We start from the raw sequence: 25,105 nt of genomic DNA on the forward strand, positions 1-25,105 counted from the left end.
TCAGAGCGTGCGTGCATAGATGAGGTCGCGGAAGGGCATGTCGCCGACCATGAAGGTGGTTTCGCCGATTTCGTGAAACCCGTGCCGCGCGTAGAAGCGGCGCGCACGGTCGTTCTGCGGATATACGGCGAGCAGCATGCGCTCGGCTCCGCGCTGCCGGGCATGATCGGCAAGCAGATCCATCAACTGATCGCCCCGGCCGCCGCCTTGCCAAGGCCCAAGCAGGTAGATGCGCTTGATCTCCACATCGTCCCGCTCGGTCGTGGGCACAGGAAGGTCGGGTGGCGTCAGCATGGCATAGCCCACCGGCGCGCCGAGCGGCGTTTCGCCGATCAGCAGCAGTTGCGTAGGCTCATCAAGCGCCGCTCGATAATAGCTTTCGGCATGAGCGGTGCGAATGTGCGCGAGCAAGGCTGGTCCGGGATGGTCATGCGCGAAGCTGGTGATAAAGGTGGCGCCGCCGAGCAGTGACAGCGCGGACGCGTCGCCCGGAACAGCCTCTCGCCAGTGAATCGGCGTCACCGTATCGACCCGTTCACCGGGTTTCCGGCCCCAATGCCGGATCAAGATCCCGTGGGCGAGTGAAGCTGACGAGCGTTGCCACATCCTGCTTGGCGTCGGCCCAGCGATCGATGGCAAGGTCGAGGACGGCAAGGCTGGCGGTTGGGAATTTGACTTCCACATCTTCGCGCAGCGGACTGGCGCCATCATCGGGCACCAGTTCCAGGATCAATTCTTCAAGGCCGGGATTATGACCCGCCATGATGGCGCTGTCAGCCGTTTCGGGAAGGTCGCGTACGAGGTCGAGTAGCGTCGCCACGGATGCCAGGTAGATGCGCCGGTCCCAATGCGGCTCCAGTGGATCGCTATAGCCTTCCAAAAAGGTGTCGAGCGTCTGCACGACGCGCATCGCGGGGGAGGCGACCAGGAGGTCGAACTGCATTTTGCGGCTGCGGGCGAACTGACCGATCAACAACGCCGCTTTCTCCCCGCGTCGATTGAGCGGCCGGTCGAAATCCCGCTCGACCGGGTCGTCCCAGTCGGACTTGGCGTGGCGCAACAGGGTCAACCGCTTCATTTTCGCTCCAGGTCGTGGGTGCCGGATTGGATTCCCTGAAGCCCTAACGCCATGCCATCGCCAAGGCCAGCGAGGGAATAAGCACTGACGGCTATGATCGCCTCGTCCAGTGTCACTCGGCGGATCGGCGTGCCGGGTGGGAAGGCGCTGAGCAACCGGCTGGGCATGGCGGCCGAGAGGATGACAAAGCTGCCCCGGTCTTCGGCGCGGCGGATGAGGCGGCCAAATGCCTGGGCGAGCCGGGCGCGGATCAGCCGGTCATCATAGGCAGCGCCTCCTCCTGCGAGGCGGCGGGCGGCGTGCAGCACGGTAGGCTTGGACCATGGCACGCCCTCCATCACTACCAGTCGCAGCGAATGGCCCGGCACATCGACGCCGTCGCGCAGCGCGTCGGTGCCCAGCAAGGAGGCGCGAGGGTCGTCGCGGAAAATGTCGATCAGCGTGCCAGTGTCCATCGGATCGACATGCTGGGCATAGAGCGGCAGACCGGCCCGCGCGAGACGATCGGCGATGCGGGCATGGACCGCGCGCAGGCGGCGGATGGCGGTGAATAGGCCGAGCGTGCCGCCGCCCGCCGCCTCTATCAATCGGCCATAAGCGCCGGAGAGCGCAGCTATGTCGCCGCGCTTGATGTCGGTGACGATCAGAACTTCGGCGCGCGCCGCATAATCGAAGGGGCTGTGCGCTTCGAACTGCTGGGCGCGCTGGGGCAGGTGGGTTGCGCCGCTGCGACTTTCGGCATTGTCCCAGTCGCCGCCACCCTTGAGCGTCGCCGAAGTGACCAGCACGCCCTGTGCCGGCTTCAGCACTGTTTCGGCAAGTGGCCGGGTGGGGTCAAGCCAGTGGCGATGGATGCCGATGTCGAATTCCCGTCCCTCGATCCGATCGACGGTCATCCAATCGACGAAGTCACCGTCGGCCGGGCCGCCGATGCGGGCGAGCAGCGCCAGCCAGGCGGCGATCAAGTCACGCCGCCACCCAAGCGAAGCGATCGCGCCTTCGATTCGGGCGCGGGCTGCTCCATCGAGCCAGTCAGGCGCGTCTTCGATCACCGCTTCCAGCCGTTTGGCAAGGCGCGTGAGCGGGCGCAAAAGGCCGTCGAGCGCCAGCGCCGCCTCATGCGCGGCTTCGACCAGGGGGCCGTCCGGCTCGGCGAGTTCCGTTTCCAGCCCATAGCCTGCGTCCGCTTCACCCACATCTGCGGCGCGGGCATAGACGGTGCCCCGCACCGCGGCGAGTAACTGCTCGACTGGTCCGAAAGGCTCGCCCGCCACGATGCGCTTCAGCCATTCGTCGGCAGGCAGAGCGCGCGCCGCATCAGCCGCAGCGCGGATCGCTTCGCCACCTTCGTCATCATAGCTGGCGAGGTCAGAGAGGCGCGCCGCAAGGCCGCGACGCCTGCCCCGCGCATTGCCTTCGGGCCCCATCACCCAACGGCGCAGTTCGATCGCCTCTTGTCCCGACAGCGCGACCGAGAAGGTCGAATCGGCGGCATCGAAAAGATGATGGCCCTCGTCAAAGATGATGCGTTGCGGCCGCTGCCCCGTCTCGCGGCCACGTGCGGCATTGATCATCACGAGCGCATGATTGGCGATGACGATATCCGCATCGGCGGAGGCGCGGGCGGAGCGCTCGATGAAGCATTTGCGGTAATGCGGACAGCCTGCATAGATGCACTCCCCCCGCCGGTCCGTAAGCGCCGTCGATCCATTGCGGCGAAAAAGCGTCGGCAGCCAGCCAGGAAGGTCGCCGCCGATCATGTCGCCATCCTTGCTGAACGCGGCCCAGCGGGCGACCAATTGCGCCAGGATCGCGGCGCGCCCTGCAAAGCCGCCCTGGAGCGCGTCCTCCAGGTTCAGCAGGCAGAGGTAGTTTTCACGCCCCTTCCGCACCACGACACGCCGAGCCGCCGTGGCTGGATCGGGAAAGAGGCGTAAGGATTCGCGATCGAGCTGACGTTGCAGCGCCTTGGTATAGGTGGATATCCAGACGGTGCCTTGCGCCTGCGACGCCCAGAGGGAAGCTGGCGCGAGATAGCCTAGCGTTTTGCCGATGCCCGTCCCCGCTTCGGCCAGAAGCATGTTGGGCTGATCGCGATGCTTGCGCGGCCGGAAGCTTTCGACCGCCGCGGCTGCATAGGCACGCTGGCCGGGGCGAGCTTCCGCTCCGCTGCCGGTCAGATGCGTAAGCTGGTCGAGTACGGCTTGCTCGTCGAGGGAGATGGTGCGGGGGGCGGGCCGGGGCGGGGTTTCCTCCCATTCCGGAAGGCGCGAAAAGAGCCAACGCTCCGCTTCGGCAGGACGGGCGACGCGTGGGGCGATGAGGGGCGCCCAAGGCCAGCGCAGGCGGTGCAGTGACTGTGCAGATGTCCATCCGCCCTCCCGCTCCAGCCAGGTCGGCGATTCGAGCGTGGCGAGCAGCGCGGCCGTCGCGTTTTGCAGCAGTTGCGGGATGTCAGCCTCGGTTGCCGGACGTTCCAGGCCTAGCGCTTCCGCGAGCCCTTTCGGGGTCGGCACGAGGAACCGGGCGGGATGGACAAAGGCCCACAGCTCCAACAGATCCAAGCCGTTCAACTCGGGGTAACCAAGGCGCTGTCCGGTAAGCGGTGCGTTGAGGAGCAAGGTGGGCGTCTCGGCCGCGCGGGCGATCGCCATTCCCTTGGCTATCGCCTGCGTCCGGCCACCTTCGCGCAGCCAGATGCCACCATGGCTGGCGTGAAGGGAAGGCAAGGCGGCAGGATCGATCACCCGTCCGGCTTAGGCGAGCAGGAACAAAAGGAAAACTGAAAATGGATCAGTTCATCTGATGCGGGGCCAGATCATCGGCATTCGGCCAACGCGTCCCATGCTGTCCGTTTCTATCATTCATCATGCCGAAGGCGACGTGACTTCTGCTGCGTGGAAATGCCGTTTCCTTTCCGCCCGTGCGGGGTTAGGGGCTGTGCATCATGACTGTCTCCGAAACTCTCCGCCCCGCCGCGCAGGCGTCCAAGGCCTGGCCCTATGAAGAAGCGCGCAAGTTGCTCAAGCGCTACCAAAACGGCGCACCTGAAAAGGGGCACATCCTGTTCGAAACGGGCTATGGTCCGTCGGGCCTGCCGCATATCGGAACATTCAACGAAGTGCTGCGCACCACGATGGTTCGCAACGCCTATCATGCGCTGTCGGATATTCCGACGCGCCTGATTGCGTTCAGCGATGACATGGATGGTCTGCGCAAGGTGCCGGACAATGTGCCCAACCAGGCGATGCTGACCGAGTATCTAGGCAAGCCACTCACCCAGGTGCCCGATCCGTTCGAGAAGTTCGAAAGCTTCGCGCATCACAATAATGCGATGCTGCGCGCGTTTCTCGACCGCTTTGGCTTCGATTACGAGTTCGTATCGGCCACCGACCGCTATCGATCGGGCGCGTTTGATGACGCGCTGAAGAATGTCCTGCGCCATTATCAGGACATCATGGACATCATGCTGCCGACCCTGCGCAAGGAGCGGCAGGCGACCTATTCGCCCGTGCTGCCGATCAGCCCCAAGAGCGGCATCGTGTTGCAGGTGCCGGTCGAGGTGCTGGACGCCGACGCCGGCCTCGTCCGTTTCGAGGATGAGGGCGAAGTGATCGAGCAGTCGATCCTCTCCGGCGGTGCTAAGCTGCAGTGGAAGGTCGATTGGGCGATGCGCTGGGTTGCGCTGGGCGTCGATTATGAAATGGCGGGCAAGGACCTGATCGATTCGGTGACGCAATCGTCGAAGATCTGCCGCGCGCTCGGGGCGCGGCCGCCGGAAGGCTTCAACTATGAGATGTTCCTCGACGAGAAGGGCGAGAAAATCTCAAAATCTAAGGGCAATGGTCTAAGCCTCGAGCAGTGGCTGACCTATGGACCGCAGGAAAGCCTCGCCTTCTACGCCTATCGGGAACCGAAAAAGGCCAAGCAGCTGCACATGGGCGTCATTCCCCGCGCGGTGGACGAATATTGGCAGTTCCGCGGCAATTATCCTAATCAGGCGATCGAGCAGCAGCTCGGTAACCCGGTTCATCATATCCATGACGGGAAGCTGCCCGAGGGTAAGCTGCCGGTCACTTTCGGCCTGCTGCTGAACCTGGTGGGGGTGATGGGCGATGCCAGCCGTGAGCAGGTATGGGGCTATCTCCAGAATTATGTCGCGGACGCCAGTGCGGAAACCTATCCGGAACTGGATGCGCTGATCGGTCATGCGCTGGCCTATCATCGTGATTTCGTTGCGCCGACGCTTAAGCGGCGCGCGCCCGAGGCGAACGAGGCCGCTGCCCTGCGGAAGCTGGATGAGGAACTGGCGGCGCTGCCGACAGGCGCGAGCGCGGAGGATATCCAGAACATCGTTTATGCGCTGGGCAAAGATGAAGCCTATGGCTTTGCCGAGCTGAGAGACTGGTTCAGGGCGTTGTACCAGACGCTGCTGGGCGCGGATCAGGGCCCTCGCATGGGCAGCTTCATCGCATTGTATGGCATTGAAAATAGCCGCCGCCTGATCGCCGAAGCGCTCGGCTGAGCCCGATCGGAACATTCGAACAGCCGGAGCGTTTTTCTTCTGGTCCACCCCCTTTCGGACTGATGGCGTGCCTTGCGCGCGTCATCGGCCGCGCCTGCTCGGAGACGAGCGGCGCGGCCAAGGGGTTTCCGTCAAACAACTAGAGCGTTCCTGGGGCCGAACTTGGCTGACATGCGCAAGCGTGGCTGAGTTGCGCAAAGAAAACGGCCCCCGGAAACCAGGGGCCGTTTCATTTACTCAAACGTCTTCTTTACCAGAAAAAGCCACGATGGACTTCCATGACGCGGCCGCTGCGGACGTTCACCAGCAGCACGTCATTATAGTGCCTTACCCACCGCAAATTGGGGTTGTTGGGACGCGGCAGGCGATAACGATAGGGATCGCTGATATAATAGCGCGAGCTGTAGTAGCTCGGGCGGAGCTGCGACCCTGCTTCCCAGCGATTGTAGCGGAAAGGAGCCCGCCAGTTACCGCCGCGATAAACGTCACGGTGCGAGCGGCGATAGTCGCGCCAATCTTCCCGCAATTCCTGACGCGCGTCGCGCACATCGCGGCGCTGCTCACGCACATCGTGGCGGCTACCATAGCGCTCCGCGTCGCGCAGTTCGCGCTGTTCCTGACGAAGGTCACGCGCGCTGTCGCGTACCTCCCCACGCGATTGGGCCATGACGGCGCCCGGCATCGCTGTGGCGGCGATCAGGCCGAGGATGATCAACTTACGCATATATCTTCTCCCATCAGCTTGGCGGACTGAACCAGCGGGGGATTTAACCTTTGTCCCTGTGGCCGGTTCCGCTGCCAACGGATTGCTTATGCATCTCTCACGCTGAACCATGCGGGAACGAGACTGTCAGGAATCAGTCATTTATGTCGCGAATTGTATCGTCCGTCTGAACAACTCTGCCCTCCGTCAGGCGGTCCAGCGACGTTCCCGAAACCATTTGGTGACGACATATTTGATGCCCTTTTCCACCGGCCGCGCAGCGTGCAGGCTCAAGGGATTGGGTGCGCCATCCGGTTTCATATTGTTCCAGATGAGGATCATGCCCTCGACCGGCGGCACCATGAATTCGCAATGAGGGAAATGCGTTTCCCCGCCTGTTTCGACGGGAGATAGATAGATCATCGCGGTCCAACTGCGCTGGCCGCCCGTCTTCATCATCGCTGGCCAGTAATTTGCGGTAACGGGGAAGAAGTCGCAATGCGCCTTATACTCTTGGCCAAGGGCGTAGCGCTGGCCCTGCAGCGTTTCGCCATGATCCGGCGGCAGGCCCGTAAGCGCACAAATGCGGTCGCTGACAAGGCTCACCAGGACATCCCTAGGGTTTAGATTGCAGCTATGGCTGGTGCGATAGTCGGAATTGGCGCTGCCCGAAAAGAGCGTCGAAGGCTGCGCATCGGAATCGATCATCGCGCGCAGGGCGGCGCACTCCTCCGCATCGAGGAAATGATGGCGGCCATAGATTTCCAGGCCTGGCGCATCGATTCGGCTGACCATGGGATTACGGTCCAGCTTCGCGCGAACCGCTTCGCCGATCCTCGCCCGAATGTCAGAAGCGATGCCGCCGTCATCGATCACGTCCGTCATGTGCGTTTCCTGCCCCGGCGGCCTCATCTGTGCAAATAAAAAGGGCCCGGAGCACTTGGCTCCGAGCCCAATCGATCGTGCAGGATCGATCTTCGCCTTACCAGAAGAAATCGTGGATCACGTCAACGACATAGCCGTCGCGTATATCGACTAGCAAGGCATCATCATAATAGCGGACCCAGCGCAGCGTCCCATAGGCAGGGGGCAGACGATAGGAATAGGGATCGTCAATCCAGTAACTGTTCGAGAACAGCAAGCTATTAAGGAAGATGCCGACCGAGAAACGGGTATAGCCGTAGTCCCAGCCGCGCGGCGCATAGTAGCGACCCGCCCGGTAGCGGTCGCCATAACGTGAGCGGTAGCTGTACCAGTCATAACGGCGATCCTGCCGCCAGCCATTGTCCCAACGCCGCTGGCCGTTCCAGCGCGTACGGTCATCAAACCGGCGTGGATTAGCCAGGCTGCCCCGCCAATGATTGCCGCTGCTCAGGCGATCATCCCGGCGATTATCACGCCATTCGGGCCGCTGCGTTTGGCGATTGTCGCGCCAGTCGGGGCGATCACCGGAGCGGCGATCATCCCGCCATTGCGGCCGCTGGGTCTCCGCCTGCTGCCTGATGCGGGTTTCGTTGCGCGATGCATCGCGAGCCGCATCGCCACGCGCTTCGCCCCTGCGCCATTGACGGTCAGGTCGCGGCTGCTCCGTTTGGATCTGCCCGCGATCCACCTGACGCTGCTGCCAGCGCTGGCCCGCTTGATCGCGCCTGCTGTCATCGCCTCGCTGTTCGCGCGTTGCGTCGCGACTACGGGGGCCATCGCCGTCCTGACGCGCCGCGCGTTCGTCGCCACGGCCGCGCCAGCCATCCTCTCTACCTTGGGCATAGGCCGGAGCGATCCCGCCCAGGACCGTCGCGGTCATCAGCCCTGCCAACATCATTTTCTTCAACATGATCTTCGCTTTCCAAAGGGGCGCCATGCCCCGCATGTTGCTTTTTTATTACCGTCGTCATGTCGTGAGGCTGAACTTGCCTGTCAGCGATTTGAAAGAATCTTCTACATTTCGGAAAGCCTTGCTGCACATGCGTTTGCATGAATGAGTCGCACGGAAAAACGACCAACTGCTGTCGCTCAACTGTAATACTAATCTAAATCAGTGCGCGCGACCTTAACTGCCTTTAGGACCAACGAGTGAAAAGAACGTCCAACGCCGGCCGTGTCCGACAGGCCCTTCGTGATGCGACGATGGTTAACCATCAGCGTGTGGACGAATTATTCTCTGATTTCCCGCTCGATTCTCGTGATGGCTATGGCGCTTTTCTGAGGGCGCATGCGCGCGCGCTCGCGCCGTTGGAGCAGTTGGCGAGGCCGGATGCGCCGCGCCTGCCGCGCCTGATGGAGGATCTCGCTGCGTTGGGTAAAGCCTTGCCTGAGCCGTTGGCGGTGGAGCGGCGGGGCGATGAAGCCTTCCGCTGGGGCGCGCTTTATGCGTTGGAAGGCTCGCGGCTTGGCGGAGCGATGCTTGAACGTCGCGTGCCGCCCGGCCTCCCGCGCGCTTATCTGTCGTCGGTGCATGGCAAAGGCGGCTGGATCGCTTTTCAGGATGCGCTGGACAAAGCCGCCGACGATGGCGGTGAGGATTGGATTGACGGCGCCATTCAGGGTGCCGATGCAGCCTTCGCCCTCTTCGCAGCCGGAGCTGCCGCAGAGCGGGCGGGCCTGAATGGCTGACGGCCGCGAACCGGACGTGACCGCTTTCGCTGTCGATATCAGCAATTGCGATCGAGAACCGATCCATGTTCCGGGGACGATCCAGCCCTTCGGCTTCCTCGTCGCGTTGACGGCGGACTGGCTGGTGTCCCGCGTCTCGGCGAACAGTAGTGCCTTTATCGGCCTTTCGCCCCAGGAGATGCTGGGTCGGCCGATCAGCGAGCTGTTCCGGGGTGAAGCGATACATTCGCTGCGCAACCGCATTACCCTGCTGCGCGGTCCTGATGCGGTGGAGCGGATATTCTCGCTGATATTGATCGACTGTTTTCCCCCGTTCGACATCGCGGTGCATTTTTCCGGATCGCTGGTGGTGATCGAAGCTGAACCTGCCCGCGCCGATGAGATGGAGGCGACCAGCATGGTGCGCTCCATGGTCGCGCGACTGGCCCAGACGGACAGCATGGCGGCCTTTCTGCGCGATGGCGCCAGGCAGGTGCGGGCACTGACCGGCTTTGACCGGGTCATGGTCTATCGTTTCGCCGACGGCGGCGATGGCGAAGTCGTGGCTGAGGCTTTGCGCCCCGGCATCGATAGCTTTTTCGGTCTGCACTATCCCGCGTCCGATATCCCGGCGCAGGCGCGCGCGCTTTATCTGCGCAACATCTTCAGGGTGATCGCGGATGTGCAGGCGCAGCCGGTGCCGGTCGTGCCCATTCTCGACCCTGCTGGCGCGGCGCTGGACATGTCGCTGTGCCTGCTGCGCGCTGTTTCGCCCATCCACATCGAATATTTGGGCAATATGGGTGTGGGCGCGTCGCTCTCCATCTCGATCATCGTCGAGGGGCGGCTTTGGGGCTTGTTCGCTTGCCACCATTATGGGCCGCGCCTGCCCAGTTTCGCCCAGCGCAGCGCGGCGGAGTTGTTCGGCCAGATCTTCTCCATGATGCTGGAAAGCCGTGAACGGGCGGAGACGGCGGACTATGAAGGCAAGGCGCGGCAGGTCGCCGACCGGCTGATGTCGGCGGTCGCGCAGGATCACGACCTGTTGTCTAACGCCCGTTGGCTGGGCGACGTCATCTTCGATACCGTGCCTGCCGATGGCGTGGGCGTCTATATAGATGGCGACATGACGCTGGCCGGGCTGACCCCAGATAAGTCGGCCTTTGCTGCGATCGTGTCGATGCTCAATCGGACGGCGGCAAGCCAAGTCTATACTACCGACAGTCTCAGCCGGATCATGCCGGAAGCAGCGGCCTATGCGGATCGGGCAGCGGGCCTGCTTGCCATCCCGTTGTCGCGCCGCCCTCGAGACTATGTCGTCCTGTTCCGGGCCGAGCAGATGCGATCGGTGCGCTGGGCGGGCAATCAGGAAAAGCATATAGAATATGGGCCGAATGGACCCCGCCTGACGCCGCGCAAAAGTTTCGAAGAATGGTCGGAGCTGGTGAAAGGCACGGCGGTCGCCTTCAGCCCGGCCGAACTGCGTGTTGCCGAAGCGCTTCGCACCGCTTTGCTGGAAGTCGTCCTCCGCCTGTCGGATTCGGCGCATGAGGAACGGCAGAAGGCGCACGAGAAGCAGGAACTGCTGATCGCCGAACTCAACCATCGGGTCCGGAACATATTGTCGCTGATCCGCGGGCTGCTGTCGCAGACGCGCAATAGCGCGCGATCGGTGGATGAGTTCATCGCGACGCTGGAAAGCCGCGTCCAGGCGCTTGCCCGCGCCCATGACCAGATCACGGCTGACCGCTGGGCGCCCGCGCGGTTGCAGGACCTGATTGAGGTGGAAGCCGGTGCTTATCTCGGTGAGCGGCGCGACCGGGTGAAACAGACGGGTCCCAATGTCCTGCTGACGCCGTCGGCCTTCACGGTGCTGGCGCTGGTGATCCACGAACTGCTGACCAACGCGGCGAAATATGGCGCCTTGTCGGATGGCGGAACGGTTTCAATCGACTGGCATGTCGATCCGGACGGCAGCTTGCTGCTTCACTGGCTGGAAAGCGGCGGTCCCGCAGTGGTCGCGCCGACGCGGCGCGGTTTCGGGTCCACTGTGATCGAACGATCGATCCCCTATGACCTGGATGGCAAGGCGGAGATCGCCTACCGCCTCGCCGGGCTGGAGGCGCATTTCTGTATTCCCTCTGCCCATATCGCGTCGGTTCTGCCGGATGTAAGCGGCGCGGAACGGACGAAGCCGGTGGCTGTTCCCACCCCGGAATTGCTGAAGGGGCGCAACATCCTTTTGGTCGAGGACAATATGATCATCGCCATGGATGGCGAGGACGCGCTGCGCGACCTGGGCGCCGACGTCGTCACGGCCGGCAGCGTTAGCCGGGCGCGCGAGGCGCTAGCACTGCGGAACATCGACTTCGCCGTGCTGGACTTCAATCTAGGCACGGAAACAAGCCTGCCGGTCGCCGACCTGCTGGCGGAGCAGGGTATCGGCTTTCTATTTGCAACCGGCTATGGCGACGGGCTGGACCTGCCGGAGCGGTTTGGCGGCATCACGTTGATCAAGAAGCCCTATTCCAATGTGACCTTGGCGCAGGCCATCGGTCCCGCCATTGGCGCCAAAGCCAGCTGAGGCAGCAGGAAACCCATTGTTTCGCCCTCCAAGCTTGCGCAGCGGAGCGTGCCGCCCGATGTTCGGCGGATGAAACAGCCAAGTCTTTACATTCCGCATGGCGGAGGCCCTTGCTTCTTCATGGACCCGGCCGATCCTGACCGTCTATCCAGCGATCCCATGTGGCATCCGATGCAGGATTATCTTGCCCAGCTGATCGCGCGCCTGCCCGAACGCCCGCGCGCGATGCTGATTATTTCGGGTCATTGGGAGGAGCCCGTGTTTACCGTGCACCAGGGCGAGCATCCCCCGCTTCTGTTCGACTATTATAATTTCCCGCCGCACACCTACCAGCTGCGCTGGGACGCGCCCGGAGCGCCTGCGATCGCCGCGCGGGCGGCCGAGCTACTTCGCGATGGTGGCTTGCCGGTTGCCGACGAAAGCGAACGGGGATGGGATCATGGCGTCTTCATCCCGATGAAGGTGGCGCGGCCAGAAGCGGACATCCCGGTCGTGCAACTGTCGCTGCGTCAAGATCTGGATCCGGCCGCGCATATCGCCGCCGGTCGCGCCCTAGAGCCGTTGCGCGACGAAGGGGTGGTGATCATCGGATCGGGCATGAGCTTCCACAATATGCGCGTGCGCGATTCGGAGGCGCGGACGCCCTCTCTGTTGTGGGACGAGGCATTGACCGAAGCTGTCACCGACCCCGATCCCGGACGGCGCGCGGCCCGTGTGGCAGCCTGGGATGTGCTGCCGGAGGCGCATTTTGCGCACCCGCGCGAAGAGCATCTTCTGCCGCTGATGGTTGCGGTCGGCGCAGGCGGTGACGATGCGGCGCGTGTCGATCATCAAAGTGCGGTGCGGGGCTGGCCGATATCGGCCTACCGCTTCGGCTAAGGCGCGTTCAGGGGCGGCGAAGCGCTGGGACGGCGCGCGCGGCGTCCTCTGGCGTCACCCCGGGCGGAGGGGCGGCCTCGACCTGCTCCTCGCCGCGCATGACTTTGCCAGCGCGTTTGATGGCTGCTCGCAGCCGCGGGTAGATGCCGCAGCGGCAGATGTTGGTGATTGCGGCGTCTATCTCCTCATCGCCCGGATCAGCGTTGCGCTTGAGGAGCACGGCCGCCGTCATGATCATGCCTGGGATGCAGTAGCCGCATTGCGAGACATTGTCGGCGGCGAACACTTGTTGCAGCGGATGGCCGCGATCGGGGGACAGCCCTTCTATCGTCGTGACGAAGCGGCCTTCCGTTTCCCGGATCGTCACTTGGCACGACCGCACCGCTTGCCCGTCAATATCGACGGTGCAGGCGCCGCAATGGCCCGTGCCGCAGCCATATTTGGTCCCGGTGAGGTTCGAAGCATCGCGCAGCGCCCATAATAGAGGTGTGTCGGGGTCCATGCGATACTGGACAGGCCGGTCGTTCACCGTGAACTTGGTCATGCGTCCTCGCTGTCCTCAACCTTATGATAGAGCACTTCGTTGCGAACGTGGATGATGCGCGATGCCAGGCGAATTTCCTGGATGAAGGTGCCGAAAGCCGCTGCCTGAACCAGCATGGCGAGGCTGAAAAGGATCGCGATCGGGGTGCCGAGATGCGCGCCGAACAGATTGCCCGCGAACAGCAGGATCACGACAAGGCAGACGGCGCAGGCTGAGGCTACCGAGAGAAAGATCGCCATGTTGACGACACTCATGCGCCGGTCGAGCACGCGGATTTCGCCGACCATGCGATCATGCTCCTTTCCCCGTGAGGAAAGGATCTTGTCCTCCAGCCGCCTTGCTCGATCAATGATGCGAGCGAGCCGGCCGACACAGACATTGAGGAACGCGCCGATGCCCGCGAGCAGGAACACCGGCGCAAGGGCGAGCTGGATCGTCTGCGCGACCTGCGAGACCTGGGGCAGGGGGATCATCGGTAAGAGGGTCTCGCCTGCTGCCCGGCCTTCCTTTGATCAGGCAGCGCCCTTGGCGGGCGTGTTGATGCCCATGGACTTGAGATACTGCTTGATGTTGCGCGCCGCCTGCCGCAGCCGCTGTTCATTCTCGACCATCGCGATGCGCACATAGCCTTCGCCGTCCTCGCCATAGCCGACGCCTGCGGCCACGGCGACCTTCGCGTGGGTGAGCAGCTGCTTGGAAAATTCCAGGCTGCCCATGTCCTTGAGCGCAGGAGGCAGCGGGGCCCAGGCGAACATCGATGCCTTGGGCGCGGGAATTTCCCAGCCTGCCCGCCCAAACGCCTCGACCATCACATCGCGGCGCTTGTGGTAGAGTTCGCGGTTCTTCTGAACGATGTCCTGCGGTCCGTTGAGCGCAGCGCATGCAGCCGCCTGAATGGGCGTGAAGGCGCCATAGTCGAGATAGGATTTCACGCGCTTCAGCGCCGAGATCAGCTGGCGGTTGCCCACGGCAAAGCCAATGCGCCATCCGGCCATCGAATAAGTCTTGCTGAGCGATGTGAATTCGACAGCCACATCCTTCGCGCCCGGCACCTGCAGGATCGAAGGCGTCGGATTGCCGTCATAATATAGCTCGGAATAGGCGAGGTCGGAAAGGACCCAAACCTTGTTCTCCTTTGCCCAGGCCACCAGCCGCTCGTAAAAGGCGAGATCAACCGTCTCTGCTGTCGGGTTGCTGGGATAGCCTACGACCAGGATCGAAGGGCGCGGCACCGTGAAGGCCATCGCCCTTTCAAGCGATTTCCAATAATGTTCGTCAGGCGTGGTCGGAACCGACCGGATGGTCGCGCCCGCGATGATGAAGCCGAACATATGGATCGGGTAGCTGGGATTGGGGGCCAGCACGACGTCACCGGGCGCGGTGATCGCGGTGGCGAGGCTGGCCAAGCCCTCCTTCGATCCCATGGTGACGACGACTTCGGCCTCTGGATCTAGGTCCACGCCGAAGCGGCGGCCATAATAATTGGCTTGGGCGCGGCGCAGGCCGGGAATGCCCATCGACTGGGAATAGCCATGGGCGCTCGGCTTTTGCGCCACTTCGCACAATTTGGCGATGACATGATCGGGCGGAGGCAGATCAGGATTGCCCATGCCAAGATCGATAATGTCCTCTCCCGCGGCTCGCGCGGCGGCCCGCATCGCGTTGACTTCAGCGATGACATAGGGCGGTAGGCGCTTCATGCGGTAGAATTCTTCGGACATTATAGGGCTTTCCTGAAAGGTCTCCATAGGGGATAGTGACGCACGCGCTTTTGACGCGACGTTCTCCGGCTATAGCCCGCCGGGCAGCCTCGCGCCAGAGAAAGCGGCGCATATAAGGATGCCAGGAGGAGGAAGGTGGCCATGGAAGCGCAGAACCTCAACGAACCGCACCTGCCGACCCTTGAACAGATGCAGCAGTGGACGGAGGTGATGGGCCGGGCGCAGCAATTGCTGCTGGAGCAGGCGGCCGGAGCCACGGGCCGGGCGCTTCCCTTCAACCCCGATGCTGTGGCGCGCATCCAGACCAGCTTTGCCAATGAAGGGCTGGCGCTGTGGCAGCGCTTCCTCGATTCCGGCGGCATGCTGCGCGACCAGGCCGAGCCTCCACCGCCCAGCAGTCCGGCCGCGCGCAAGGATCGACGCTTTGCCGATCCGGCCTGGTCGAACCATCCTTTTTATGACCTGATCCGCCAAAGCTATCTGCTGCTGTCCGACTATCTGCTGAAGCTGACCGATGCCGTGGATGGGGTGGATCCCAAGCAGAAAGCAAAGCTGCGCTTTGCTACCAGCGGCATGCTCGACGCTGTTTCGCCCAGCAATTTTCCGCTCACCAACCCGCAAGTGATGGAAAAAACGCTGCAGAGCGGCGGCGAGAATCTGGTCAAGGGCCTTCAGCATATGCTGGCCGACATGGAAAAAGGGCAGCTCACGCAGACGGATGGCGCGGTCTTTGAGATCGGCCGCAATATTGCGACGACGCCTGGCAAGGTCATCAAGGAAACGCCGCTTTACCAGTTGATCCACTATACGCCCACCACCGATAAGGTGCTGGAGACCCCGCTCGTCATCTTCCCGGCCTGGATCAATCGCTTCTACATCCTCGATCTGTCGCCGGAAAAAAGCTTCGTCAAATGGGCGCTGGACCAAGGTATCAGCGTCTTTCTTGTCTCCTGGAAATCGGCCGACGCATCCATGAAGGACCTGCTGTGGGATGACTATATCCTGCGCGGACAGGTCGATGCGATCGATACCGTGCGCGAGTTGCTGAGTGTGCCGAGCGTTCACACGATCGGTTATTGCGTAGCGGGGACGACGCTGGCCGCGACGCTGGCGCTGCTCGCTGCGCGTGGAGAAGCGGATAAGGTGGCGAGCGCCACCTTCTTCACCGCTCAGGTCGATTTCAGCGAGGCAGGCGACCTCAGCCTGTTCGTCGATGATGATCAGATGAAGCTGGTCGATCAGCTATCGACCAGCGGCTTCCTGGACGGGCGCTATATGGCAGCGACCTTCAACCTGCTGCGCGGCCGCGACCTGATCTGGAACTATGTCGTCAACAATTATCTGTTAGGGCAGGATTATCCGCCCTTCGACCTGCTGTACTGGAATGGCGACACGACCAACCTGCCCGCCCAGTGGCACAAAAATTACCTGACGCAGCTTTACCGCGACAATCAACTGGTGGTTCCGGACGCGCTCAGCATTGACGACACTCCGCTCGACCTGCGCAAGGTGGAGACGCCGCTTTATATCCAGGCCGGACGGGAAGATCATATCGCGCCTGCCGAAAGCGTGTGGAAAGCGACCTCGCATTTTTCCGGGCCGATAAGATTCCTGCTCGCCGGGTCGGGCCATATCGCGGGCGTCGTCAATCCGCCCGCAGCGGGAAAATATCAATATTGGAGCTGTGACGAACTGCCCAAGAGTTTGGAGGACTTTGTCGCAGACGCGAAGGAGACCAAGGGCAGTTGGTGGCCGGACTGGGCTGAGTGGATCAAGTCCCTGGGTGATTCGACGGTGTCCGCGAAAAAAGGTGGACGTGTGCCGGGCAAGGGGTCGCTCAAGGCTCTGGAAGATGCGCCCGGACGCTACGTAAAGCAGCGCTGACGCGCTGATTTGTCTGTCCTTTTTGCGGGTATAAATCGCCGCTAAGTGGGACTGATGCCTTCCGTTTGCTGCACTGCACAAAATACTTGCACTCATCCTGCGCCATGTGTATTGTGCACTGCAACAACGGAGGATGTTTCCATGGCAGTGACTCCAAAGCCCGGCCGTCGCAAGCAAGTGGCCAAGAAGCCGTCATCGACGCTTTCAGCAGCTGAAGCGCTGAAGGCGGCGGAAGCGGCGGTGGCCGCGAGCCCCAAGGCGCCCCCAGCGCGGAAATCGGCTGAGGCTACAAAGGTCGCACCCAAGCCGACGGCTGCTGCCAAGGCCAATCCGGCCGCGATCGCAGCCGCGACAACGGCGGTCGATGCAGCGCCAGAACCAGCCGCGCCTCCCGCTATCGAACCTTTGCCGTCCGCACCGGCACCGCTGGTGGAAGAGACCAAGGTCGAACCCAAGGAAGTCAAGAGCCTGTCATCCAAGGCCGGGCCGGTAGAGCCCGAATCGCTGCCTGCCACAGAAGGAACCAAGATGATGAACGATGTGATCGAGACCGGAAAGAAGTTCGCTGAAGAGACCAAGGCCAAGCTGGAAACGGCTTATGCCGATTTCAACGAGAAGGCGAAGGCCAGCGTTGAAAAGTCCACCAAGGCCATCGAAGAGCTGAGCGACATCGCCAAGGGCAATGTTGAGGCGCTGGTCGAATCCGGCAAGATCGCCGCCAAGGGCATCGAGACCCTGGGTCAGGAAGCCGTCGATTACAGCCGCAAGAGCTTCGAGAAGGCAACTGCCTCGCTCAAGAGCTTTTCGACCGTCAAGACCCCGACCGAGTTCTTCCAGCTGCAGAGCCAGCTCTTCTCCAGCAGCTTCGACGAGCTGACCAAGGAAGCGGCCAAGAGCAGCGAAGCGCTGATCAAGCTGGCCGGTGATGTTGCCCAGCCGCTCACCGCGCGCGTGACCGTTGTCACCGACAAGGTGAAGTCGCTCGCCGCCTGATCTGCCCGCAGACCAGTCGACGCACAAATATTACGGCTCCTGCCTGAGGGCGGGGGCCGTTTTGTTGACCCACGCGCGGCGCACGATGACTTGCAGCCTGCGCCCCTTGCCATGACGGCCGGAATCGCCATATTCTCACCCGACATGAGCAGCATCAGCACAGTGGCATTTCCCCTCCTAATGGCGGGCAGGGATCAGGACGATCAGGGCGAGGGCCCCGGTGGCCCCAATGTGGGTATCGCCACCCGCACGCGCGCCCGGACTAAGAAGCCGTCGCTGTACAAGGTGCTGATGCTGAACGATGATTACACGCCGATGGAATTCGTCGTGCATGTGCTGCAGCAATTCTTCCGGATGGACATGGAGGAGGCGACGCGCGTCATGCTGCACGTGCATCAGCGCGGCGTCGGCGTGTGCGGCATCTTCAGCTATGAGGTGGCGGAGACGAAGGTGAACCAGGTGATGGACTTCGCCCGGCAGAACCAGCATCCGCTTCAATGCACGCTGGAAAAGGCCTGAACGTCAGCCAAGTGCCGGGTGCCGGTGAGTAAGGTTATCTTATATTAACGATAACCGGCTAGCCCGGCGCGGTGATGTCTGTCCCGCTTCGTTCTCCTTCTTCATTTTTCACGCCGGTCATTGCGGGCGTCGCCTATTTCCTGATGGCGTCGATCGCTCTGCTTTGTTCGCGTTTTGAAGGTGGATTGGCGTTCATCTGGGCGGCCAACGCGCTGCTGATGGCGGAATTGCAGACATCGGAAACCCGCTACTGGCCACGCGTCATCGCGGCCTGCGGCATCGCCAGCATGATCTCGACGGCGCTGTTTGGCATGGGACCCGCAGCGGCCCTGCCAATGGCAGCCGTAAACATCGCCGAATCCCTGATCGTCGCCATCCTGTGCCGCCGTTTCATACCCGTGCATCTGGCGGATGGATCGAAACGGTCCTTGCTTGTGTTCATCCTCGCGCTGTGCCTGCCCGCGAACATGATTACGGGCTTGGGGGCAGCGATGGTGGCTTCCGCGTTAACGCCGGTGAAGTTCAGCGCGGCTTGGTTGCAGTGGTATAGCGGTCATGTGCTGGGTGGCCTGACCTGCACGCCTATCCTGACAATGCTGCTGCAAGGTCAGGTCAGCCGGTGGATTGAGCAAACGACTGGGAAGAAGAAGCTGGAGGCAGTGGGCCTTCTTATGGTCTTTGCTCTCATCACCGTTCACGTCTTTTTCCTGGCGCGATATCCGATGCTCTTCCTGCTGCTGCTACCCCTCGTGGTGATAGCGTTCCGGGTGGGGTCTCTTGGCGCTGCTGCATCCGTCGTACTGCTCGCGATCATCGGCGGCGCGGCCACGGTGACGGGCCATGGACCGCTCAACATGGTTCAAGGAAGCATTGGCGAGCGGACGCAGTTGTTCCAACTGTTCCTGGCGTTCAGCTTTGTCCTTTCAATGCCGCTCGCAGCCGAACTCAACGGCAGGCGCAGGCTTTTCCAAATGCTGCAGGCCAGCGAGGCGCGGTATCGCGCGATCGCTGAACATAGCGGCGACGTGGTCCTGAATGTCAGCGTCGATGGAGTCATAGAATATGCGTCACCGTCCGCTGCCGAGCAGATTGGCTGTGCGCCAGGCCTGCTGGTTGGGCGGCCGGCAGAGATTTTGGTCGATCCAGAGGATCGGCCTGAGGTGATCCGCGCTCACCGCCGCGCGCTCGCACAACCGGGCGATGTGCAGACGGTTGAGTTCCGCCCCTTGCTCTCCACTGATCGTGCGGACTGGTGCGAGATGGTGACCCGCGCGATGCTCGACGAACAGGGCTTGCCCATCGGAGTGGTGAGTACGGTTCGCGACATGTCGCGCCACAAGGCGCGGCAGCGTGCGCTGCAAAGGGTGGCGGCAGTCGATACCCTGACCGGGGCCGACAGCCGTTGGGCATTTCTGGAGAAGCTGGAACAGGAAATCCAGCGGGTTGCACGCGGCTCGCATGCCTGCTTGCTGCTCATCGACATCGACCATTTCAAGTCGGTGAATGACCGCTTCGGACACGGCGCGGGCGACAAGGTATTGTCGGGATTTGTCGAGCGGTTGCGCCCTGGCTTGCGTGGAGGTGATAGCATCGGTCGGCTGGGAGGGGAGGAATTCGCGGTCCTGCTGACCGGCACTGACATCCAGCGTGCAACCATGGTATGCGAACGACTGCGCAACATGGTCTCTGCGCAGCGCATCAGCGCTGACGGTGTGCAGACGATCGCCGTGACGTTCAGCGCCGGCTTGGTGGAGCTGGATGGAAAAGCGGGGAGGGCCGAGCTGCTGGAAGCTGCAGACAAGGCGCTTTATCGTGCAAAGAACAGTGGCCGGAACTGCCTGCGCCTAGCGGCTTAGCGCGGCTTCAAGCAGGCCGATCCGATCCGGTCAACGCTATAAAATATGTCCGATGATATGTTGTAACTTCATCTGCTTCGGCTTATGTAGCGGTCACCATGCCGATCAGCATCCGCTCCAGCCTTTTGAATGGCCGTATCGATCGCCTAGCGATTGCGCTGTCGGGCATGTGCGTGGCCCATTGTTTCGCTACCGCGGTGCTGTTGGGCGTGCTGGCTTCTGCGGGTGGGATTTTTGAAAATCCTCTCATTCATGAAGTTGGACTGGTGTTTGCCATCCTGCTCGGCGCTGTGGCGCTCGGTCATGGCGCGATCGAGCATGGCTTCATGATGCCCGCTGCGATCGGCTCGTTGGGACTCGGCATCATGGCAGGCGCGATGACGCTGGACCATGGATGGCTGGAGAGTGCCTACACCCTGCTGGGTGTGGCTACGCTTGCGCTGGGTCACGACCTCAATCATCGAGCCGGGCGTTAACCCAGCCTATTCGGCGGAATAAGAAAAGGGGGCCGGAGCCCCCTTTTTCGTTTCAGCCCACGGACCGGTCAGACATGCTTGCGGTCCAGATGATGCTCACCTTTTACCCAGCGGACCGTTCCCGTGCTGGCGCGCATGACGACGCTGTCCGTAGTGAGCTTGCCGCCCGGCAGACGCTTGACGCCGCCCAGCAGTGATCCGTCGGTAACCCCGGTTGCGGCGAAGATACAGTCGCCCTTCGCCAGTTCCTTCAGGTCATAGACCTTGTCGAGATCGGTGATGCCCCATTTGAAGGCGCGCGCGCGCTCATCATCATTGCGGAACAACAGTTTGCCCTTGAACTGACCTCCAACGCAGCGCAGCGCCGCGCAGGCGAGAACGCCCTCAGGCGCGCCGCCTGAACCCATATACATGTCGATATTGGTTTCCGGGTTGGTGGTCGCGATCACACCCGCCACGTCGCCATCCGGGATCAGCATGATGCCGCATCCGATCGCGCGCAACTCGGCGATCAGCTTTTCATGGCGCGGACGATCGAGAACGCAGACGATGATTTCGTGCGGATGGACGCCCTTGGCCTTGGCCACCGCTTCGACATTGTCCCGAACCGGCTTGTTGAGGTCGATGATGTCCTCCGGATAGCCGGGGCCCACAGCCAGCTTTTCCATATAGACGTCCGGCGCATTAAGCAGGCCGCCTTCTTCGGAAATGGCCAGGACGGCGAGTGCGTTGGGCCCAGCCTTCGCCGTGATCGTCGTGCCTTCCAGAGGGTCCAGCGCGATGTCGATCTTGGGTCCGGTGCCGATCGCACTGCCGACCTTCTCACCGATGTAGAGCATGGGTGCTTCGTCGCGCTCGCCTTCGCCGATGACGACGGTGCCGTCCATATAAAGGTCGTTGAAAGCAAGGCGCATCGCTTCGACGGCGGCGGCGTCCGCAGCCTTTTCATCGCCACGCCCGATCAGCTTGGAGGCGGCAATGGCGGCCGCTTCGGTGACGCGCACCATCTCGAGCACCAAGACACGATCGAGAATCGAGCTAGCCTGCACCATGATAATCCCTCTGCTGTCTCTGTACGCACAGCGCGATAGGAGGTCAGTCCTGCCTTGTCGAGCCATCCAGCGGACTTCCAACCGCTTTTCACGGCGCGGATGCAACGGAAGACCGTCTGTGGCGTTGGGCGAACTGACAAACTCAAAGGGTCGTGATGATGATCGCCGCGCTGTTCGCCGCCAGCCTTGCCCACTCCGCGCCCTTGCCCACCAAGATTTCCGTTGCTGCCACCGCTCCCTGCCAGGCGGTGCCGGCGCTTTGCATCGTCAGCCGACAGGATAATGGCCGCCTACTTCCCGAGGGCGCAGGGGCCGGCCCCGATAATAAAATGAATGCTTATCGCTTCGACGCGCGGCCTTGCCGGGTGATCGGCAATATGGGCTGTCCCAAGCAGGCCCGGCTGCGGTTGTTCCGCTTGGGCGAGCCGCTGCGCGAGACGTTGATGAACAGCTTCATGCCTCGCTGAGGGAAGAGTTTGGCCTAGTCGAGGATGTGCATGACCATCGGCGTCTGCAGCAGGCTGTCCGATCCAGCGAGGCGTTCCAGCGTATTGAGGACGCAGCTTTCTTCGCCCGCATGGGTGACGATCGCCATCAACACGCTGTCATCGTGGCTCGCGCCACGTTGAATCATGCTTTCGATGGAAACGCCTGCGTCGCGGGTTGCTGCCGCGATCTCCGCCAGCACGCCGGGACGATCCTGCACCTTGAAACGGAGATAGGCGCGGCCGACGCGGGCTCCGGCATCGGCTGGCGGCTGTTGCGCCAGCGCCGCGACGGGCATCGCAAAGGCGTCGCCATATTCGTCGCGCGCGACATCGATCAGGTCCGCGACTACCGCCGATGCTGTCGGGCCGTCCCCAGCGCCGCGGCCCTGGAAGAAGAGGCGTCCGACGAAATTGCCCTCCGCAACCACAGCGTTGAGCGAGCCATCGACATGAGCAAGCGGATGGTCGAGCGGCACGAGCATCGGATGGACGCGCTGGAACAAGCCTTCCGGCCCGTTTTCCGCCATCCCGACAAGGCGAATGCGGTAACCGAGCGCCGCCGCTTCGGCGATGTCCTCGGCGAGGACATGGCGGATGCCGGTGACGGCGACATTGTCAAAGTCGAGTTCCGTGCCGAAGGCGAGGCTGGCAAGGATGGTCAGCTTGTGCGCTGCGTCCACGCCGTCGATGTCGAAGCTCGGGTCCGCTTCGGCAAAGCCCAGTTCCTGCGCTTCCTTCAGAACATCGTCGAAGCCGCGTCCTTCCTTCTCCATCGTGGTCAGGATATAATTGCACGTGCCGTTCAAAATGCCATAGACGCGGCTGATCTCATTCGCCGCCGCACCTTCGCGCATCCCCTTGATGACCGGGATGCCGCCTGCCACGGCCGCTTCATATTTGAGCGCGATGCCCGCTTTTTCCGCCAAAGCCGCCAGATCAAGGCCGTGATGCGCGAGCATCGCCTTGTTGGCGGTGACGAAGGGCTTGCCCGCTGACAGGCACTGCCGCGCCAGCGTAAGGGCCGGGCCGTCAGCGCCACCGATCAGCTCCACGACCACATCGATATCCTCCCGCCCGGGGAGGGTCGTCATGTCATCGACCCACTCAAAGGCAGACAGATCGACGCCACGATCCTTGTTGCGGTCGCGCGCAGAGATGGCGACGATCTGAATGGGGCAGCCTGCCCGGCGGGCGATCAGGTCTGCGTTGGTCTGCAACAGCCGGATCACGCCGCCGCCCACTGTGCCGAGGCCGACAAGCGCGACGCGCAGCGGGGCGTGGCGGTGCAGATTGGTCATGGTCGTTGCAGTCCTCAGGGGTGGCGTAAAGCCGCGCTGATAGCCGCCAATACGCCTCTGTCCAAGGAAAAGGACGAGGCGGTGGCGCCGGTGGGTTGTCAGAGCGGGGTTCGCGTGCGGCCGCAATTGCCAAGCGATTGGATAATCAGCGCGTAATCCACACGGGCCGCTTCGGCATCGGAAGGGGAGAGTGCGCGAACGGAGCGCTCCGGAAGCGCTGGCGGCAGGCTGCAGGCGAGGCGGTACCACAGAAGCGTTCCCGGCGCTGGCGGCCGCGCTGCTTCATCGACGATCTCGCCCAAGGCGACAGCCCATTTGGGTTCCTGTCCCGGGCGGCGCAGGATGGAAAGCGATACCGGCTCGCCACTGGCAGTGCGCAGGAATATCTGCGTCTCGCCTTCTCCCGCGACGGTACCGGCAACATGGAAGGCGTCGCCCAGTTCTATGATTCGCGGAGGTGCGCGTTCTGTCATTAAGTCGGAGAGGATTGTCTTTACCTTTTCCAAGGTAGCCGGCGTGGCAGGGATCTGTGCGTCGCGTGTGACGAGCTGGATCTCTCCGGGCCGTGCCGCCGGGCGTGCGAAGAGAATCACGTTAGCCTTTTTGAGTTTGGGCAGCTTTCCGCGGGCGTTGAGCGGCGCGTCGTAGAGGTAGTAAACCAGCGGGCTGATTCCGCTTTCGCCGCGAATCAGGTTGGTGACTTCCGCCTCGACATAGAGGCGTTTTTGACCTGCCGGGACATTTTGGGCTTGCTCGGCAGGTAGTGCAATAATGCTGCGGATGCGCGCGGCCGCGACCAGCGGCGCGGCGTCTGCCAGGTCCGCAAGATCGGAATAGGAAAGGATTGCGGGTTCCGTCGCCTGGTTCGTCTGAGCCGCTGAAACCTGCGGATATGCGGCTAAAATGAGGCATGCCGCAGCCATATTTCTGAAGGTCATGGAGGATTTGCTTTTCATGTTCGTCCTGTCCAGAGTCATCCGTGACATTGTTGCCACAGGCAAGTCATTCCGGTGTAAAATGTTAATCGCAAATGATCGTATCGATAAAGCGTTTGCGTGCCACGATGCGCCGCGATAGGAGTTCGCACGGTAGCAAATGGACGGATAGGGGCCAAAGGTGACCGGGGAGGACCCGGCCAGCTGGGGCCGTTTTTGGCTTATTTGCCGGATAACAATGGTAAGCTGAGTTAAGGAGTGTCGTTGCCGAATGGCCTATGCTGACCACTCGCAAGGATCGAGTCGCACGATCTCGATTATCATCGTCGCCCTGATTCACGCTGTTCTGGGTTATGCCTTCGTCACCGGTCTTGGCATGAAATATGTCAAAAAGGCGGCGGAACAGCTGAACGTGATCGACGTGAAGGAGGAACCGCCGCCGCCGGATGAGGAGCCGCCGCCGCCGCCGCCAGACCAACCGGTCGAGCCGCCGCCAGTCGTCGCGCCCCCGCCCATCGTTCAGACGCCGGCTCCGGCGCCACCAATCCAGACGGTGCGTACGCCGCCGCCGGTTTTCAACCCGGTTCCGGTTGCCGCACCGCCGCCCCCGGCCCCGCCGCCGCCGCCTGCTGTCCCAGCTTCGCGGGCAACCCCGCGCAGCTCGCCGGGAAGCTGGCTTAGCGATGCGGACTATCCGAGCCGCGCGCAGCGTGAGGAACGTTCGGGTACTGCCGGATTCAGGTTGGAAATCGGTCCGGATGGCCGTGTCACCAGCTGCACCATCACCTCTTCGACCGGTCATGCCGATCTCGACGAGGCGACCTGCCGCCTCCTGCCAAAGCGCGCGAGGTTCAAGGCGGCGACGGCTGCAGGAGGTGGGCCGATGTCCGACACGTACAACGGTCGTATCACTTGGCGACTACCTGAATAATTTTATCGGGAAGGCCGGCGCTGCCGCCGCCTTCCCCTTTTATTGAT

At 62.4% G+C, this 25,105-nt stretch carries 23 protein-coding genes; 11 read left to right on the top strand and 12 right to left on the bottom strand.

What is annotated here, in order from left to right; translation table 11 throughout:
* From EP837_RS09090 to EP837_RS09100, 3 genes are read right to left on the bottom strand one after another with little or no spacing between them, the layout of a single operon-like run.
* Positions 1–567: a GNAT family N-acetyltransferase gene (locus EP837_RS09090; protein ID WP_443019109.1), complete on the bottom strand. Its 567-nt coding sequence runs from the start codon at positions 565–567 to the stop codon at positions 1–3.
* Positions 536–1,078, bottom strand: a complete 543-nt coding sequence (locus tag EP837_RS09095) for a SixA phosphatase family protein (protein WP_066526627.1) — start codon at positions 1,076–1,078, stop codon at positions 536–538. Before EP837_RS09095 ends, EP837_RS09090 begins: the two co-directional genes overlap by 32 nt.
* Complete coding sequence (locus EP837_RS09100; protein WP_066526629.1) at positions 1,075–3,825, bottom strand: ATP-dependent DNA helicase; 2,751 nt, start codon at positions 3,823–3,825, stop codon at positions 1,075–1,077. Before EP837_RS09100 ends, EP837_RS09095 begins: the two co-directional genes overlap by 4 nt.
* Before the next feature lie 200 nt (positions 3,826–4,025).
* Between EP837_RS09100 and EP837_RS09105 the strand changes: the two genes are divergently transcribed.
* Positions 4,026–5,603: a lysine--tRNA ligase gene (locus EP837_RS09105; RefSeq protein WP_066526631.1), complete on the top strand. Its 1,578-nt coding sequence runs from the start codon at positions 4,026–4,028 to the stop codon at positions 5,601–5,603.
* A 250-nt stretch (positions 5,604–5,853) separates the two neighbouring features.
* Here EP837_RS09105 and EP837_RS09110 read toward each other — a convergent pair whose 3' ends face one another.
* The 3 genes from EP837_RS09110 to EP837_RS09120 form a co-directional block, all read right to left on the bottom strand.
* Positions 5,854–6,327, bottom strand: a complete 474-nt coding sequence (locus EP837_RS09110; protein ID WP_066526633.1) for an RcnB family protein — start codon at positions 6,325–6,327, stop codon at positions 5,854–5,856.
* Positions 6,328–6,513: 186 nt separating this feature from the next.
* On the bottom strand, positions 6,514–7,191 hold the full coding sequence (locus EP837_RS09115; protein WP_066529078.1) for a 2OG-Fe(II) oxygenase: 678 nt from the start codon (positions 7,189–7,191) through the stop codon (positions 6,514–6,516).
* A gap of 97 nt (positions 7,192–7,288) precedes the next feature.
* The gene (locus EP837_RS09120; protein WP_225870525.1) at positions 7,289–8,140 is read right to left on the bottom strand and encodes an RcnB family protein; all 852 of its coding nucleotides are present in this window, start codon (positions 8,138–8,140) and stop codon (positions 7,289–7,291) included.
* Positions 8,141–8,433: 293 nt separating this feature from the next.
* Here EP837_RS09120 and EP837_RS09125 point away from each other — a divergent pair, with 293 nt between their 5' ends.
* The 3 genes from EP837_RS09125 (at position 8,434) to EP837_RS09135 (ending at position 12,361) form a co-directional block, all read left to right on the top strand.
* Positions 8,434–8,919, top strand: a complete 486-nt coding sequence (locus tag EP837_RS09125; RefSeq protein ID WP_066526635.1) for a biliverdin-producing heme oxygenase — start codon at positions 8,434–8,436, stop codon at positions 8,917–8,919.
* On the top strand, positions 8,912–11,482 hold the full coding sequence (locus EP837_RS09130; RefSeq protein WP_066526638.1) for an HWE histidine kinase domain-containing protein: 2,571 nt from the start codon (positions 8,912–8,914) through the stop codon (positions 11,480–11,482). Before EP837_RS09125 ends, EP837_RS09130 begins: the two co-directional genes overlap by 8 nt.
* Before the next feature lie 69 nt (positions 11,483–11,551).
* Positions 11,552–12,361 (top strand): DODA-type extradiol aromatic ring-opening family dioxygenase, encoded by an 810-nt coding sequence (locus EP837_RS09135; protein ID WP_066526643.1) that lies wholly within the window; start codon positions 11,552–11,554, stop codon positions 12,359–12,361.
* A 7-nt stretch (positions 12,362–12,368) separates the two neighbouring features.
* Here the strand turns inward: EP837_RS09135 and EP837_RS09140 are convergent, their stop codons facing one another.
* From EP837_RS09140 to EP837_RS09150, 3 genes are read right to left on the bottom strand one after another with little or no spacing between them, the layout of a single operon-like run.
* On the bottom strand, positions 12,369–12,905 hold the full coding sequence (locus tag EP837_RS09140; RefSeq protein ID WP_066526645.1) for a (2Fe-2S)-binding protein: 537 nt from the start codon (positions 12,903–12,905) through the stop codon (positions 12,369–12,371).
* The gene (locus EP837_RS09145) at positions 12,902–13,378 is read right to left on the bottom strand and encodes a DUF2721 domain-containing protein (protein ID WP_066526647.1); all 477 of its coding nucleotides are present in this window, start codon (positions 13,376–13,378) and stop codon (positions 12,902–12,904) included. The genes EP837_RS09140 and EP837_RS09145 overlap by 4 nt, the downstream gene beginning before the upstream one ends.
* Positions 13,379–13,417: 39 nt before the next feature.
* Complete coding sequence (locus tag EP837_RS09150) at positions 13,418–14,626, bottom strand: LL-diaminopimelate aminotransferase (RefSeq protein WP_066526650.1); 1,209 nt, start codon at positions 14,624–14,626, stop codon at positions 13,418–13,420.
* A gap of 141 nt (positions 14,627–14,767) precedes the next feature.
* Here EP837_RS09150 and EP837_RS09155 point away from each other — a divergent pair, with 141 nt between their 5' ends.
* From EP837_RS09155 to EP837_RS09175, 5 genes are all read left to right on the top strand, one after another.
* A complete protein-coding gene (locus tag EP837_RS09155; RefSeq protein ID WP_066526653.1) occupies positions 14,768–16,510 on the top strand; it encodes a PHA/PHB synthase family protein in 1,743 nt (580 codons plus the stop codon).
* A gap of 141 nt (positions 16,511–16,651) precedes the next feature.
* Positions 16,652–17,503 carry a phasin family protein gene (locus tag EP837_RS09160; protein ID WP_066526655.1) on the top strand — a complete coding sequence of 284 codons (852 nt, stop codon included), beginning with the start codon at positions 16,652–16,654 and terminating at the stop codon, positions 17,501–17,503.
* 111 nt (positions 17,504–17,614) lie between these two features.
* Positions 17,615–18,022 (top strand): ATP-dependent Clp protease adapter ClpS, encoded by a 408-nt coding sequence (clpS, locus tag EP837_RS09165; RefSeq protein WP_066526657.1) that lies wholly within the window; start codon positions 17,615–17,617, stop codon positions 18,020–18,022.
* Between the two features lie 74 nt (positions 18,023–18,096).
* Positions 18,097–19,878: a sensor domain-containing diguanylate cyclase gene (locus tag EP837_RS09170; protein WP_066526660.1), complete on the top strand. Its 1,782-nt coding sequence runs from the start codon at positions 18,097–18,099 to the stop codon at positions 19,876–19,878.
* Between the two features lie 98 nt (positions 19,879–19,976).
* Positions 19,977–20,354 (top strand): MerC domain-containing protein, encoded by a 378-nt coding sequence (locus EP837_RS09175; RefSeq protein WP_066526661.1) that lies wholly within the window; start codon positions 19,977–19,979, stop codon positions 20,352–20,354.
* A 68-nt stretch (positions 20,355–20,422) separates the two neighbouring features.
* Here the strand turns inward: EP837_RS09175 and glpX are convergent, their stop codons facing one another.
* Positions 20,423–21,406 (bottom strand): class II fructose-bisphosphatase, encoded by a 984-nt coding sequence (gene glpX / locus EP837_RS09180; protein ID WP_066526663.1) that lies wholly within the window; start codon positions 21,404–21,406, stop codon positions 20,423–20,425.
* 158 nt (positions 21,407–21,564) lie between these two features.
* Here glpX and EP837_RS09185 point away from each other — a divergent pair, with 158 nt between their 5' ends.
* Positions 21,565–21,873: a hypothetical protein gene (locus EP837_RS09185; protein ID WP_197486259.1), complete on the top strand. Its 309-nt coding sequence runs from the start codon at positions 21,565–21,567 to the stop codon at positions 21,871–21,873.
* Between the two features lie 14 nt (positions 21,874–21,887).
* Here the strand turns inward: EP837_RS09185 and EP837_RS09190 are convergent, their stop codons facing one another.
* Entirely contained in the window at positions 21,888–23,192 is a 1,305-nt protein-coding gene (locus EP837_RS09190) for a homoserine dehydrogenase (protein ID WP_066526668.1), read from the bottom strand.
* Positions 23,193–23,290: 98 nt separating this feature from the next.
* On the bottom strand, positions 23,291–24,148 hold the full coding sequence (locus tag EP837_RS09195; RefSeq protein ID WP_066529082.1) for a hypothetical protein: 858 nt from the start codon (positions 24,146–24,148) through the stop codon (positions 23,291–23,293).
* Positions 24,149–24,398: 250 nt separating this feature from the next.
* On the opposite strand from EP837_RS09195, the gene EP837_RS09200 reads away from it, so the two are divergent.
* Positions 24,399–25,058 carry an energy transducer TonB gene (locus EP837_RS09200; RefSeq protein WP_066526669.1) on the top strand — a complete coding sequence of 220 codons (660 nt, stop codon included), beginning with the start codon at positions 24,399–24,401 and terminating at the stop codon, positions 25,056–25,058.
* The last annotated feature ends 47 nt before the right edge of the window (positions 25,059–25,105 follow it).

The sequence above is a fragment of the Sphingobium sp. EP60837 genome, from assembly GCF_001658005.1.
GTDB classification, from domain to species: Bacteria; Pseudomonadota; Alphaproteobacteria; order Sphingomonadales; family Sphingomonadaceae; genus Sphingobium; species Sphingobium tyrosinilyticum.